The sequence below is a fragment of the Amycolatopsis ruanii genome (genome assembly GCF_003385175.1).
Lineage (GTDB): Bacteria > Actinomycetota > Actinomycetes > Mycobacteriales > Pseudonocardiaceae > Amycolatopsis_E > Amycolatopsis_E thermalba.
In genome coordinates, this window is sequence record NZ_PQHY01000045.1 from 1 (window position 1) to 14,110 (window position 14,110).

Annotated in this window: 15 protein-coding genes; 4 read left to right on the plus strand and 11 right to left on the minus strand. The window is 72.3% G+C overall.

Annotated elements, in window-relative coordinates:
* The 3 genes from D0D28_RS22425 to D0D28_RS22435 all read right to left on the minus strand — a co-directional run.
* Window positions 1-637: manganese catalase family protein (locus D0D28_RS22425; protein WP_116112068.1), on the minus strand; the 637-nt coding region annotated here is incomplete at its 3' end.
* A 66-nt stretch (window positions 638-703) separates the two neighbouring features.
* Window positions 704-2,740: a S9 family peptidase gene (locus D0D28_RS22430; RefSeq protein ID WP_116112070.1), complete on the minus strand. Its 2,037-nt coding sequence runs from the start codon at window positions 2,738-2,740 to the stop codon at window positions 704-706.
* Between the two features lie 45 nt (window positions 2,741-2,785).
* Entirely contained in the window at window positions 2,786-3,754 is a 969-nt protein-coding gene (locus tag D0D28_RS22435; protein WP_240323312.1) for a helix-turn-helix transcriptional regulator, read from the minus strand.
* Window positions 3,755-3,839: 85 nt separating this feature from the next.
* On the opposite strand from D0D28_RS22435, the gene D0D28_RS22440 reads away from it, so the two are divergent.
* Window positions 3,840-4,130 carry a hypothetical protein gene (locus tag D0D28_RS22440; RefSeq protein ID WP_094008580.1) on the plus strand — a complete coding sequence of 97 codons (291 nt, stop codon included), beginning with the start codon at window positions 3,840-3,842 and terminating at the stop codon, window positions 4,128-4,130.
* Here the strand turns inward: D0D28_RS22440 and D0D28_RS22445 are convergent.
* The 4 genes from D0D28_RS22445 to D0D28_RS22460 form a co-directional block, all read right to left on the minus strand.
* Complete coding sequence (locus tag D0D28_RS22445; RefSeq protein ID WP_116112073.1) at window positions 4,124-5,374, minus strand: pentapeptide repeat-containing protein; 1,251 nt, start codon at window positions 5,372-5,374, stop codon at window positions 4,124-4,126. The genes D0D28_RS22440 and D0D28_RS22445 overlap by 7 nt on opposite strands.
* Window positions 5,375-5,441: 67 nt before the next feature.
* Window positions 5,442-5,957 (minus strand): hypothetical protein, encoded by a 516-nt coding sequence (locus D0D28_RS22450; RefSeq protein WP_116112163.1) that lies wholly within the window; start codon window positions 5,955-5,957, stop codon window positions 5,442-5,444.
* Between the two features lie 59 nt (window positions 5,958-6,016).
* Window positions 6,017-6,874: a DMT family transporter gene (locus D0D28_RS22455; RefSeq protein ID WP_116112161.1), complete on the minus strand. Its 858-nt coding sequence runs from the start codon at window positions 6,872-6,874 to the stop codon at window positions 6,017-6,019.
* 78 nt (window positions 6,875-6,952) lie between these two features.
* Window positions 6,953-7,690, minus strand: a complete 738-nt coding sequence (locus D0D28_RS22460; RefSeq protein WP_116112075.1) for a polyprenol monophosphomannose synthase — start codon at window positions 7,688-7,690, stop codon at window positions 6,953-6,955.
* Between the two features lie 173 nt (window positions 7,691-7,863).
* On the opposite strand from D0D28_RS22460, the gene D0D28_RS22465 reads away from it, so the two are divergent.
* Window positions 7,864-8,655, plus strand: a complete 792-nt coding sequence (locus D0D28_RS22465; RefSeq protein ID WP_116112077.1) for a hypothetical protein — start codon at window positions 7,864-7,866, stop codon at window positions 8,653-8,655.
* A gap of 88 nt (window positions 8,656-8,743) precedes the next feature.
* On the opposite strand, the gene D0D28_RS22470 is transcribed toward D0D28_RS22465, so the two are convergent.
* The 4 genes from D0D28_RS22470 to D0D28_RS22485 all read right to left on the minus strand — a co-directional run bounded on the left by D0D28_RS22470 (window position 8,744) and on the right by D0D28_RS22485 (window position 12,525).
* Window positions 8,744-9,547: a methyltransferase domain-containing protein gene (locus D0D28_RS22470; protein ID WP_116112080.1), complete on the minus strand. Its 804-nt coding sequence runs from the start codon at window positions 9,545-9,547 to the stop codon at window positions 8,744-8,746.
* 11 nt (window positions 9,548-9,558) lie between these two features.
* The gene (locus D0D28_RS22475; RefSeq protein WP_116112082.1) at window positions 9,559-10,671 is read right to left on the minus strand and encodes a cytochrome P450; all 1,113 of its coding nucleotides are present in this window, start codon (window positions 10,669-10,671) and stop codon (window positions 9,559-9,561) included.
* 52 nt (window positions 10,672-10,723) lie between these two features.
* Window positions 10,724-11,227, minus strand: coding sequence for a DUF4396 domain-containing protein (locus tag D0D28_RS22480; protein ID WP_094008574.1), 504 nt, complete (start codon window positions 11,225-11,227; stop codon window positions 10,724-10,726).
* A gap of 74 nt (window positions 11,228-11,301) precedes the next feature.
* A complete protein-coding gene (locus D0D28_RS22485; RefSeq protein WP_116112085.1) occupies window positions 11,302-12,525 on the minus strand; it encodes an MFS transporter in 1,224 nt (407 codons plus the stop codon).
* An 80-nt stretch (window positions 12,526-12,605) separates the two neighbouring features.
* Between D0D28_RS22485 and D0D28_RS22490 the strand changes: the two genes are divergently transcribed.
* Both D0D28_RS22490 and D0D28_RS22495 read left to right on the plus strand, forming a co-directional pair.
* Complete coding sequence (locus D0D28_RS22490) at window positions 12,606-13,157, plus strand: TetR/AcrR family transcriptional regulator (RefSeq protein WP_094008572.1); 552 nt, start codon at window positions 12,606-12,608, stop codon at window positions 13,155-13,157.
* Window positions 13,158-13,198: 41 nt separating this feature from the next.
* The gene (locus D0D28_RS22495; protein ID WP_116112087.1) at window positions 13,199-13,828 is read left to right on the plus strand and encodes a TetR/AcrR family transcriptional regulator; all 630 of its coding nucleotides are present in this window, start codon (window positions 13,199-13,201) and stop codon (window positions 13,826-13,828) included.
* Window positions 13,829-14,110: the final 282 nt, after the last annotated feature.

Consider the following 14,110-nt stretch of genomic DNA (forward strand, 5'->3'; position numbering starts at 1 on the left):
GGTCTTCTTCGTCGAGCAGGGCGTTGGGGGCGATGTCGCTTTCCAGGCCGTCGGCTTGGAGTTCTTCGATGGCGCGCAGCCACTGCTTCTGGTGCACGGTGTCGCGGGCCAGGTTGAACTTCAGCATCTCCTTCACGCCCGGGTCGTCGGTCATGTTGTACAGCCGCGCGGTCTGCAACCGGCCCTGCGCCTCCGCGGCGGCGTTGGCCCGGAAGTCGGCCAGCAGGTTGCCGGAGGCCACGATGTACTTGCCGTTCCACGGCGTGCCGTTGGAATCCGCCGGCATGGCGCCCCCGCCGGCGACGATGGCCTGCTGCGGGTCCATCCCGCCCAGCACCGCGGCCATCACCGGATCCTTGGCGGCTTCGGCGGTGGCGGTGGCGGGGGCGCCTTCCAGCAGCCGGGCGACCATGGTGGCCAGCATCTCCACGTGACCGATCTCCTCGGTCGCGGTGTCCATGATCAGATCCTTGTACTTGCCCTCGATGCGGCAGTTCCAGCCCTGGAACAGGTACTGCATCGTCACCGTCATCTCACCGTAGGCACCACCGATCAGCTCCTGCAGCTTCCGCGCGTAGTACGGGTCCGGACGCTCCGGCTTCGCCTCGAACTGCAGGGCCTTGGTGTGACGGAACACGGGGTCCTCCCTCGCCGGTGATGATGTTGGCGAGGGAGGCTTTCCCGCTCCGGCCGCGTTTAACCGTCAGCCCAGCAGCTCCGGGCGCTGCCAGTCCTTGCCCAGCACGTGCTGGGCGAGGAACGCGAACACCGTGGCGTACCAGAGCTTCGCGTGGTGCGGGGTCAGGATCCAGTGGTTCTCGTCGGGGAAGTACAGGAACTTGTGCGGTGTCGAGCCGTCCTCGGCGGCCGAGCGGGACGCCAGGTCCCACCACAGCCGCAGCCCCTCGCCGATCGGGACGCGGTAGTCCTTGTCGCCGTGGATGACGAGCATCGGCGTGCTGATCTCGTCGGCGAAGCGGTGCGGGGAGTTCGCCTCCGCCATCTCGGGGGTCAGCTCGCGCTGCCAGTAGAAGGTCGCGTCGGTCGTCGGCCCGAACTGGTCGAGCGCCCACAGCGAGGCGTGCGTGACGATCGCCCGGAACCGGTCGGTGTGCCCGGCGACCCAGTTGGCCATGTAGCCGCCGAACGATCCGCCCATCGCGGCCGTGCGGGTTTCGTCGACGGCCGGGTGCCGCCCGGCGGCCTCGGTGGTGGCCATCAGGTCGGTGAACGGCGCCGCGCCCCACGCGCCCCAGCCGCGTTTGATGAACTCGTAGCCGTAGCCGGTGGAGATCGCCGGGTCGGGCAGCAGGACGGCGTAGCCCTGGGCGACGGCGAGCCACGGGTTCCACCGCCACTGCCAGGCGTTCCACGATCCGAGCGGGCCGCCGTGGATCCACAGCAGCAGCGGCGCGGGCGAGTCCGGGCCGGCGTCCCGCGGCAGCGCGAGCCACGCCCGCAGCGGCGTGCCGTCCTCCTCGGTGGCGGTGACCTCGTCGAGCCGGCCGGGAACGTCGGCGTCCAGGCCGAGCGCCTCGGCCGGGCCGGGCAGCGGTTCGATCGCACCGCCGTCGAGGGCGACGCGCACCGGCGCCGGCGGGTGGTCGACGGCGGAGCGCAGCGCGTAGACCCACCGGCCGTCCGGCGAGATCCGCGGATCGGTGTAGGCGCCGTCGTCGGCGGTCAGCCGCGTGACGTCACCGCTGGTGGCGTCGACCCGCCACAGCGGCGAACGGCCCTGGTCGTCCGCCGCGACGACCAGCGCCGAGCCGTCGGGCAGCCACCGCGGCGAGTGCGGCCAGCGGTCCCACTCGCGGGTCAGCGGCCGGATCTCCCCGCCGGTGAGCGGGACGAGGGCGAGCCAGTAGTCGCCCGGGGCGTGCGGGGTCGACCGGCGGTACACGGCGATCGCGACCTGGGTGCCGTCCGGCGAGATCCGGGGCGACTCGTACTCGTGGTCGGCGTCGTCGGCCAGGACGCGCCGCTCGCCGGTGGCCACGCCGGTGGCGACGACGGTGGTGCGCTGCGACCCGCGCCCCTCGGGCACCACCCAGGTGGTGACGACGGTGCGGCCGTCGGGCGCGACGTCCCAGGACGCTTCGTCGCCCAGCGCGCGCCCGGCGTGCCCGGTGAGATCCCGCAGCTCGAGGCGGTCCTCCCCCGCCGGCACCCCGTCGGCGACGACCAGCCGGGTGCCGTCGGGGCCCAGGTCGTGGTCCCAGTACCGGATGGGGTACTCCTCGTGCAGGATCGCCGAGACCCCGGCGTCCTTGCGCGCCTTGCGGACCTCGGCGTCATGGTCGGCGCTCGTGGCCGAGGGCATCATCGGCGCCCCGGCCAGCACGGTGCCGGCCTCGGCGGCCACGGTGACGCCGTGGATGCCGCCGGCGGGCGCGGCGACGACCCGGGCGTCCCCGCCGGACGCGGGCTGCAGCCACAACGCGCTCTTCGGGCCGTCCTCGCCCTCGGCCGCGGCGTCCGGCCGGGCCGAGACGAACAGCAGGTCACCGGAGGGGGTGAAGGCGGCGCCGGACTCGCCCTCGGCGCTGCGGGTCAGCCGCCGCGCCGGGCGCTCGCCCGCGGGATCCACCTCCCACAGCGCCGTGGTGTAGCGGTTCTTCTTCAGGTCGGGCGTCGCCACGCCGACGACGAGTCGGCGGCCGTCCGGGGAGAGCACCAGACCCGACAGCCGCGGCAGGCGGACGTAGGCGTCGAGGTCGGCGAAGGCATCGTCGGTCACTTCGCCTTCTTACCACCAAGCACCGACGGTTTTGCGGGTTTTCGATCAGCTGCCGAGCGCGCGGGCCAGCAGGGTCCGGCGGTTGCGCACGGCGGTCTTGGTGAAGATCGACTTCAGGTGGTCCTGGACGGTGTGCTCGGACAGGAACATCCGCCGCGCGAGGTCCCGCGTGTCGCTGCCGTGGGCGAGGTGCCCGAGGAGTTCCCGCTCCCGGGTGCTGAGCCCGGACGCCCGGCCGAACAACGCGACCCGCTCGGCGGGGGCGGACTCCTCGATGGTGACGGCGATGTCCCGGACGATCCCCGCCGCGCGCAGGGTCACCCACCGCCCGTCCGCGAGGTGCACGCGGGCCGCCGGGCGGTGGCCGTCGACGCCGGCCTCGTTGGCGAGCAGTTGCGCGGCCACGTTGTAGGCGCCGGCCGGGACCGGCGCGCGCCCGTCGTCCGGCGGGACGAGCACGCGCAGGTACTCGGCGGTGTCCGTGGTGTGGCCGAGGACGTCCAGTTCCGGGGAGAGCAGCAGCACGACCGGACCCGGCCGCGGCGAGTGGCCGTCCCGCGCGACGAAGGTCTCCGCCTGGGCCCGGCGCAGTTCGGTGGTGACCGGTTCGAGGATCCGGGTGAGCGTCGCGGTTTCCGGGCCGGTGAAGGGGCGGGACCGCCACAGGTCGAGGAAGGCCCAGACGCCGAACCGGTCGGCGAACACGGCGGACGCGACATCGGCGACGCCGTAGCCGTCCAGCATCTCGCGCCACAGCAGGCTCCGGGCGGGGTTGCCGCCGGTGGCCGCGCGAAGGGTCGTCACGGTGCCGGGGCGCAGCGTGGTCCAGCGGTTGGTCGGGGTGAGGTACTTGAGCCGGATCAGGCGGGGCAGCTCCGGCAGGCACGGAACGTCGGCGAGCGGGGCGGTGCCGACGGCGGTCTCCGGGTCGGTGAGCGGCCAGGCGTAGGCGTCGAAGCCGACCTTGCGCCGGATCTCGCCGAGCACGCGCAGCCGCACCGCCCTCGCGTCCACATGGTCGAGTCTAGAACCCCAGGAACCTGGGATGGGCCCGGCGAGGCGGAATTCCTACCGTCGGCAGCGAGGAGAAGGAGGAGTCATGGCCACCTTGCACATCGAACACTCGATTGTGGATTTCCCGCTGTGGCGGGCGGCGTTCGGCCGGTTCGCCGAGGCGCGCCGCCGGGCGGGCGTGCGGGCGCACCACGTGTCCCGCCCCGCCGGCGATCCGCACTACGTGGTGGTGGACCTGGAGTTCGGATCGGTGCCCGAGGCGGAGGCGTTCCGGACCTTCCTGGCACACGAGGTCTGGTCGACGCGCGAGAAGTCACCCGCGCTGGCCGGCAGCCCGCGAACGCTGATCCTGGAACCGGCGGATGAGGATCACTGATCAAAGAGGACGTCGTCACCCTGCAACTGCGGCGGCTGATAGGCGACGCCGTCGAGGGTCGCACCGCTGAAGCGGATGTCGCCGGTGAAGACGGCCAGGTCGAACGTGGTGTAGCTGCTGAAGGCGACCCGGCTGAACCACGCGTCACCAGCGAAGGTGGCCCGGTCGAAATAGGCGTCGCGGCTGAACTCCACTCCGGGCAGCCACGCGTCCGTGAAGCTCGCCCGCCGGAAGCTGGCGTTCCCGGTGAACGTGGCACCGCTGAAAACCACATTTCCGGACAAGGTCGCGTCGTCGAAACGGGCCTCCCCCAGGAACGTCGTGTCGCGAAACGCCGTCGCTCCGACGAAGGTGGCTTCGTCGAAGCGCGCATCACCGGCGAACTCGGCCCGGTCGAAGCGTGCGTTGCCGTTGAAGGTCGCCTCCACGAACCAGGCGTCCCCGCTGAAGGTGGCGTCGCCGAAATGCGTGTCACCGACGAAGCTCACCCCGAGCATCAACGTCCGGCCGGCGAATTCGGCACCCACGAACCGGCCGTTGTTGATCTGACAGCCGCGGAGGGTGAAATCGATCAGCAGGGCACCACTGAGATCGAGATCGATGTCCGGCCAGAACCGGTGGCCGGCACCGCTGAGCGGGTCCAAGTGGTCGGTCAGGATCCGCTGCGCGGTGAGGCGTACTTCTCGTTCCTGCAGCTGTACCCAGTACCTCTCGCGGGCGGCTGACTCGGCCGGCTCCGGCAGCGCGTAGGGCATGCGCAGATAGGCCGTGATGACGTCCACGATTCTCTGCCGCTGGGCCGGGTTGTCCTGAGCCAGCCTGTCGAGCGCGTGGAGGCCGGCGAGACGAACCGGCGCCTTCTCGGATCCGAGCTGCTCGACCGCCTTGAGGTAGAGGTCGGTGATCCGCCGTTCGGCCGCGTCGTGCCGCGCATCCTCGTTCGCTTGCTCGCGAAGCGCGAGATCGTGGCGCTTGGTCGCGAGGTCGTGCTCCGCGGTCTGTTGTTTGCGTGCCGCGAGCAGCAGTGCCACAGCGCCACCCGCACCCAGAACGATGGTCCCGACGGTACGAATGCCGTCGAGACGCGCCTTGTCCGCGTCGGTGCCGTGCCCGTAGAGCCGGAGCAGGAGCCAGCAAGCGACTGCTGCTGACACCACCAATATCGCCGCACACAAAGCGATGGTCCGGTTGGACAGGACCTTGTCACCGACGCGTTCCCGGCGAGCTGACGGCGGCGGGTTCATACCTCCAGAATGGCAGCGCGTCCGAACCAGCGGAGGCAAAACCAACTGACAGGAGCAGCGACATCACTCAGCGCAACGACGTGGCGCGCCGTTCGAGGGAACCGGCCCGGCGGACCCGCCCGCCCGGCTTGTAGACCGACAACAGCACCGCCGCCAGCAGGCACGCCGGTGACACGATCGGCGGGAACACCAGGTCCGGCGGCACCCCGGGAATCCCCGCGAGCAGCGATTGGCCGTACACCGCGGCCTCGCCGACCGCCGGGCGCAGCAGGATCAGCCCCAGCACCGTCAGCACCACGTTGAGCACCAGCTTGATCGCCACCCACCAGTACCGGACCACCCCGTACCGGCTGCCCAGCCCCAGCATCACCCCGCTGCCCAGGCACACCAGCCCGGCCACCAGCACCGGCCACACCGCGAACAGCCGCAGCGCCTGGTAGCACACCGCGGCCAGCGACGGATCGTCCGTCAGCATCGCGGTGAACACGAGCACCGCCAGCACCACGTCGATCCCGATCCACGCGCCGGCGGACACGATGTGCACCGCCAGCCACGCCTTCCGTCCCCGGGCTTTGAGTCTCATGCCGCCCACTGTCGCGAACCGCGCGGTCCGGGACATCCGGCGCGGAGCGCGAACTTCGCCTACGCCGCCACGCGTACGCGCCGCGGCTTCACGCGCGTCAGGCCCACCCCGGCCAGCACCACCACCATCCCGGCCACGACCCGCACCGTCACCGGCTCGCCCAGCACCACCGCCCCGAGCGCGACCGACACGACCGGCAGCAGGTACCCGACGACCGCCGCGCCGGTCGGGCCCTCGTCCTCGATGAGCCGGTAGTTGAGGTAGAAGGTGAACCCGGTGCCGAACACGCCGAGCAGCACGACCGCGAGCACGGCGAGGCCGTCGAACCCGGGACGGCCGCCGTCCACCGGCAGCGCCAGCGCCGCCAGCCCGGACGCGGCTCCCAGCTGCGCCGCCGACGTCGCGATCGGCGCGCCGGTGCCGGCCAGTTTCCGCGCCATGTAGGCGAACGCGATCGCGTAGCTCGCCGCGGCCGCCACCAGCGCCAGCGCGCCCCAGCCGAACAACCCGGACCGCTCCCAGGGCGCGAAGATCAGCAGCACCCCGGCGAACCCGAGCAGCAGCCCGCCGAGCCGCGCCGGATGCGTCCCGCGTTCGGTGCCCAGCACCAGCCCGATGAGCAGTGACCACAGTGGAGTGGTCGCGTTGAGCACACCCGCGATGCCGGAGTCGACCGTCTGCTCACCGATGCTGAACAACGCGAACGGCACCGCGTTGCAGAAGAACGCGGCCACGGCCAGCCGCCCCCACATCGCCCGCCCGCGCGGCATCCGCTGCCCGGCGATCCGCGCCAGGACGAACAGCACCGCGGCGCCCAGGACGCTGCGCAGCACCGCGATCTCGATCGGCGTGAACCCGCGCAACGCGAGCTTGATCCACAGGAACGCCGAACCCCACAGCAGGGCGAGCACACCCATCCGCACCCACGTCTTGATCACACCACCAGCGTGCGACCGAGGAAGCGGAAGAACAAGTGAAAGATTTTGACGTTTCGTTTAGCTCAGCTTACGGCCGAACAGCAGCTTCCACGGCATCAGCGCGGACTCCAGCTGCACCGCGAGGCTCATCTTCGACACGCCGTCGGCGCGCTCCTCGAACCGGATCGGGATCTCCGCGATGCGCAGCCCCTGCTTCACGGTGCGGTAGTTCATCTCGACCTGGAACGCGTACCCGTTGCTGCGGATCGTGGCGATGTCGATGCGCCGCAACGTCTCCGCGCGCCACGCCTTGAACCCGGCGGTCGCGTCCTTGACCCGCAGCCGCAGGATGGCGTTGACGTAGAAGTTCGCCCACGCCGACAGCGCCTTGCGGTGCCAGCCCCACTCCCCGGCGAGCGAACCGCCTGCCACGTAACGGGATCCGAGCACGACGGCGGCGTCCGACGTGGCCAGCTTCTCGATCATCCGTGGGACCGCCTCGACCGGGTGGGACAGGTCGGCGTCCATCTGGATGACGATGTCCGCGCCCTCCTCCAGCGCCCGGGTGATGCCGGCGACGTAGGCGCGGCCGAGACCGTCCTTTTCGGTCCGGTGCAGCACGCCGATGCGGTCCGGGTCCTCGGCCGCCAGCTTGTCGGCCACGTCGCCGGTGCCGTCCGGCGAGTTGTCGTCCACCACGAGCACGTGCAGGCCGGGCAGCCCGAGGCCGGTGAGCTGGCCGACGAGGTTGGGCAGGTTGTCCCGCTCGTTGTAGGTCGGGACGACGACCGTGACCTTCGGGGAGCTCTCTCCCATGATCAAATCCTTCGTGCGCGGGTGGAGGTTCGGCACCGAACGGTATCGCACCCGGTTTCGCACCTCTTCCGGGTAACGCCGACGCCGTTTTCCGAGGTCGTCAGCGGGTACGACGAACCAGGAGCGTCCTCGCGCGTCTGAACTGGCGGGAGGTCCGGCGAGGGAGGGGGAGCATGCGCAGCGGTCGTGGGGCGCTCCTGGCCCTGTTCCTCGCCGTCGTGGTGGTCGGCGGGATCGTCACGTGGATCGTGCTGGCGGGGCGGCCGGCGCCCCGGCGGGGCGGCTCGGCGACCGCGGCGGACGGCTCGTCCGTGGACCTGACCGTCGAGCAGGCACGCAACGCGGCCACGATCGCCGCCGTCGGGAAGCGCCTGGACCTGCCCGACCACGCCGTGACGGTGGCCCTGGCCACGGCGATCCAGGAGTCGCGGCTGCGGAACCTGCCCGGGGGCGACCGCGACTCGGCGGGGCTGTTCCAGCAGCGGCCGAGCCAGGGGTGGGGCAGCTACGCGGAGGTGACCGACCCGGTCTACGCGGCGACGGCGTTCTACGAGCGGCTGCGGGAGGTGCCGGACTGGGCGGACCTGCCGCTGACCCGGGCGGCGCAGCTGGTGCAACGGTCGGCGCTGCCGGAGGCCTACGCGCAGTGGGAGACGGAAGCCGCGACGATGGCGGCGGCGCTGACCGGGGCCCGGCCGGCCGCGCTGACCTGCGCGAACATCTCACCGGGCGCGCCGGAGGCGGACATCGTGCCGGTCGCCAGGGCCGAGCTGGGCACCGCGGTGCTCAGCGGCCCGCACCCGGCGGCCGAGGGGTGGGCCTTCGCGAGCTGGCTGGTCGCGAACGCGACGCGGTTCGGTCTGGACGGCGTCACCTTCGACGGCGTGACCTGGACGGCGGACTCGGGCGCCTGGACGGCCACCGGTCCCCGGGACGGCGTGCTCAGCCTGCACCGCGTCCCGTGACCACGATCGCCCGAGGGCCGACGACGCCGCCTACCTGGTCGGCGACCGGCCGAGGTCGTCCTGGAGTCCTCGCCGGCTGGCGGGAGGTTCAGGCGCGCTGGGCGAGCACCCCGAACATCGTCACCGAGAGGTGGAAGTCCCCGCGCGCCGAGCCGTCGGCGACCTCGGCGAGCAGCCGCTCCCCCTGCTCGCGGGTGACCGCGCCGTTGCCGACGGCGTGCTGGACCATCATCGGCAGCAGCGTGTCCCGCACCGATTCGTGGTCGGAGATCAGGGCCTGCGAGCCGCGGTCGAGGATCGTCAGGCCGGCCGCGGTCAGCCAGCCCGCGAGCTTGCGGCCCGCGGCCGGTTCGGCGGTCTGCGAGAGCATCCCGGCCAGCACGCCCCGCGCGGTTTCCGGGTCGCCGGGGTGCAGGATCCCGGTCGCCCAGTCGGTGTCGATCAGCACCACGCGACCGCCCGGCCGCAGGACGCGGACGATCTCGGTGACGGCGGCCGCGGGCTCGGTCAGGTGCTGGAAGACGCGTTCGCACAGGACGGCGTCGAAACTCGCGCCGGCGAAGGGCAGGGAGCAGACATCGCCGGGCACGAACCGCGCGGAGGATCCGGCCGCCCGCTCCCGGGCCAGCGCGAGCATGGCCTCGTTGGGGTCGAGGCCGATCGCCTCGCCGCCGGGCCCGGCCGCGGCCGCGAGCACCTGCACCTCGGACCCGGTGCCGCAGCCGATCTCCAGTGCCCGCTCCCCCGGCCGGACGGCCAGCGCTTCGTGCGCCCAGGCCCGCAACCGCCGCACGCCCGGGGTCGCGGCCTGCACGTCGAGGACCTCGGCCTGGCGCGCGACCACGGCCGGGTCGATCCGGTCGGCCCGGAAGGAGATGTCGGTGTCCGCCACGAGCGCGAATGCTAGTCCGGCGCGGAGGTCGTCACGACCAGATTCCGCAGTTCGTAGCTGTCGATCTCGGCTTTCCTGGTGACCCGCGGCGGGGTCGCCATGCGCAGGCCGGGCAGGGCGAACAGGCGGCTGAGGAAGACGTCGGTCTCCAGGATCGCGATGTGCGCGCCCGGGCACTTGTGCGCGCCGTCGCCGAAGGACAGGCCGGGCGGCTCGCACGGCTCGAGGTTGGCCGCGTCGATCCGCAGCTCGACCAGCTCACCGGCGGGGATCGTGTCGCCGTCGAGCCGGAGCGGCTCGGTGGTACGCCGTTTCAGCCCGCCGATGACGGGTTCGGTGCGCAGGATCTCGTGCAGCAGGGCGATCCGCTCGTCCTCGCCCGCGGCTCGGTAGCGCGTGCGCAGGTCGTCGTCGGTGAACAGGTGCCAGGCCGCGACGGAGACGAATTCGCGGGTGGTGACCATGCCGGCGGCGGCGAAGGTCAGGCACTCGCCGAGGATCTCGCCCGCCGTGCAGCCCTCGTCCAGCAGGTGCGAGATGAGGTCGTCCCGGCGGTCCCGGCGCCGGGCGCGGACGGCGGGGCGGACGTCGGCGAGGTAGACGGCCAGCCAGTTGCGCATCTGCCGGAAGAACCAGTGGATCCCGGTCAGGCTGGTGAACCCGGGGCGGCCGAACTTCTCCGGGAAGAAGCGGTCCAGCCGCCGCTGGATGCCCGGCCTGCTCTCGGTGAGGCCGATGACCTCGGCGGCGACGCCGATCGCGAGGCCGAAGGCCAGGTCCGGCAGGTCGGCCCGCCCGGTGCGGGTGAGCCGCGCCAGTTGCTCGCCGGCGACGCGGACCATGATGTCGCGGTAGTGCTCGCTGACGCGCCGGGGCGTGAAGAACCGGGCGGTCTGGCGGCGGTGCTCGCGGTGTTCCGGGCCGTCGCGGTAGAGGACCGGGCGGCGGAACCGGGCCGGCAGCTTCTCGACGGTTTCGATGCCGAGCCCGGCCTGCACTGTGCCGCCGCTGCGCAGCACCGTGCGGGCCTGCTCGTAGCCCGTCACCCGCCAGGTCCCGTCCGGGCCGCGCCGCACGGGGCAGCCGTCCCCGGCCGGGCCGCGGTCGATCTTCCGCCCGCCCACGGGATCCAGCCAACACGACCGGACGGGCGGCCGACAGGGCCGCCCGGCGCAGTCAGTGGTGGTACTGGTGGACGACCGCGTGCCCCTTGCCGCGCCCGATCATCCACTTGTTCACCGGCCAGGTCAGCACGAACGCCACGGCCAGCGCGAACGCCAGCGCGCCCCAGAACAGCCAGCTGGCCAGGCCGGCGTCCATCGCGCCCGGCACGGCGACCATGATGCCGTTGTCCACGATCTCCATCACCGTGATGGAGATCGTGTCGGCGGCCAGCGCGACCTTCAGCGCCGCGCGGAAGGGCACACCCGCCTTCAGCACCCCGCGCATGGTGAGCGCGTAGCCGAACACGAACGCCAGCGCGACGGCCAGGGCGATCGTGGCGACGCCGTGCAGCCCGAGCGCGGTGCCGATGACCATGCCGAGCACCTCGCCGATGGCGCAGCCGGTGAGGCAGTGCAGGGTGGCCTGCGCGGCGGCGGCCCAGGTGGTGGGCGGCCGGTGCCCGGTGTGCGCCCCGTGCCCGGCGTGGGCGGCGTGCTCGTGCGTCGAGTGGTCCATCTCGTGCTCCTCCGTTTAATACCCCTAGGGGGTATGACTGGAGTGAAGATAGCCCTCTTGTCCGGATTGCGCAATCACCTTCGCGCGGCACGCACCGACTGGGCGATCACGGCGATCACGGCCAGCCCGGCGACGGCGAACCCGTAGACGATCGCGGTGGACCGCAACCCGGCCGATGTCGCCGCGAAGCCGGCGATCACCGCGGGAACGCTGAACGCGAGGTAGGCGATGACGTAGACCACGGCGAAGAGTTCCCCGCGTTGGCCGGCCGCGGCCAGCCGGGCCAGCGTGCCGAAGCTGGCCAGCGCCGACGCCCCGAACCCGACCCCGGACACGAGCGTCCCGGCCACCGCGAGCGTGACCGTGTCCGTCAGCACGCCGGCCAGGCTGGCGCCCAGCCCGGCCGCCAGCAGCACGGCGCCGGCCTGCAGCACCATGCCGACCGGTGCGGTGCGCAGCGCCAGCGAGGTCAGGGCGCCCGTGCCGCACAGCAGGGTCACGACGAGCCCGCCGACGAGGTGGTTGGTGAGCCCGAACAGCCCGGCCGCCACCGACGGCCCGAGCGAGAGGTAGAGGCCGCCGAGGGCCCAGCTGGAGAGCAGGATCGGGAGCAGCGCGAACAGGTCCGGCCGCAGGCGCGCCGGGACGCCGAGCCGCGGGGTGAGCGAGGCCAGCGCGCCCGGACGGCGGGCCGAGGTCTCCGGCAGGCCGGCGGTCAGCAGCAGCGCGACGACCATTCCGGCGAGCAGGAGCGCGTAGACCAGGTGGGTCGGGGCGGGCGCGAACTGGACGAGGGCGCCGCAGCCCAGTGCGCCGAGGGCGAGCCCGCTGGTTGGGGCGACGCTGCTGATCACGCCCGCGCGGCCGGGGGCGTGCGGCGGGTTCAGGTCGACGAGTGTCGCGCCGAGCACGGACATCGCGGCGCCGGTCGCGACACCCTGCACGACGCGTGCCGCGAACAGCGCGGAGACGTCACCGGCGACCAGGAACAGCACGAGCGAGACGGCTTCGCCCACGATGGCCGCGGCCAGCACCGGCCGCCGTCCGATGTGGTCCGACAGGGCGCCGACGACCAGCAGGGAGACGATCAGCCCCAGGACGTACACCGCGAAGACCGCGGTGAGCGTCATCGACGAGAAGCCCCATTCCTGCTGGTAGACGACGTAGAGCGGGGACGGGACACTGGAGGCCGCCATGAACAGCACGAAGATGACCGCGACCGCCGTGAACGCCACCGGGTGGGACAACCGGGCTCTCGGGCGGACCGCCACGGGGGCGACGGCGGGACAACTCGACATCAGCACTCCTCGGAAAAGCAAAGATCGATGCGTTAGGACGACCATAGCGCAAACGCAACGATCGATGCGATAATTTCTTCATGCCAGCCACCATCAGCACGACGCGCCCCGGCGGCCGGTCCGCGCGGGTGCGTGCCGCCGTGCACCGCGCCGTCGTGGAGTTCCTGGCCGAGAACCCGGCGGAGGCGCTGACCCTGCCACTGATCGCGAGCCGCGCGGGTGTCCACCCGACCACCCTGTACCGGCGGTGGGGGTCGGTCGCGGAGCTGATGGCGGACGTCGCGAGCAGCCGCTTCAGCGGCGACATCGTGGTGCCCGACACCGGTTCGCTGCGCGAGGACCTGCGGCGATGGGCGGCGGACGTGGCGACCGACCTGGCCGACCCGGACGTCCTGGCGCTCATGCGGGCCACGATCGGCTCCGGCCCCGGAGGTGGCTGCGCGTGCACGGCGGACCGGCACGCCCAGCTGACGGCGATCCTCGACCGGGAGCGTTCGCGCGGCGGGACGGCGCCGGAGACGCTGCACGCCGCGGACGTCCTGCTCGGCCCGCTGTACTACCGGGCGATCTTCGTCGGCCAGCCTGCCGATCCCGGCTGGACGGCGGAGCTGGTGGACACGCTGCTCAAGTAATCCGCTTGCGCGTCGTTACTCGCGCGAGTAACTTTTTACTCATGCAGGTAATCAGTGACGTGCAGCCGGACCTGGGCCTGAGCCCGGCTGAGGAGGCGCGCCGGTCGCAGATCATTGCGGCGACGCTCGCGACGATGGCGGAGCTGGGGTATCGCCGGACGTCGTTCGCGCGCATCAAGGAGCGCGCCGGGTTGAGCAGCACGCGGCTGATCGGCTACCACTTCGGCACGAAGGCGGGGCTGATCCAGGCGGTGGTGACGACGGCGCTGAGCATCCGGGACCGGTATCTGGAGGAGCGGGCCGGCGACACGACCGATCGGGCCACGATGCTGCGCGCGGTGATCGAAACGGAGGTCACGTTCGTCCGCGACCACCCCGAGTGCGTCCGCGTGCTGCGCGAGGTGGCCGCGAACGCCGACGACCCGGACGGCTGGCCGGTCGCGGGCCCCATGTTGAGCGGTTTCCGAACCGCCCGCATCGAGCGGCTGCTGACGCAGGGCCAGAGGGAAGGCGCCTTCGGCGAGTTCTCCCCGGAGGTCGCGGCCCGCACGATCGCGCAGAGCATCGACGGAGCGATCCAGGCCTACACCGAGAACCCGTCCCTGGACCTCGAAGCCTACGGACGCCAGCTCGCGGACTTCTTCGAGCAGGCCGTGGCAGCGAAGGGCTGAGCCTGTTCTCTCCCGGTCCCCCGCTTCGCCAAGCGGGGGACCGGGACCGCCCCGGCGACCACCAGCGAGCACCCCCGCGGGTCGGCGACCGCTCACCGGCAGGCCATTCCCCACTGACGCCCAGCCCGACCAAACCCCGGCCGAGAAGCGCGACCCCCGAGGAGCACCGCACCACAGCCACCGGCCCGGCCTCCGTCATGGCGACGACGCGACCACACCGCTCCCCGCGCAAACCGGCGCGCCGGCCCACGCCCTCGAAGCGACGCTCGCTGACCCACCGAC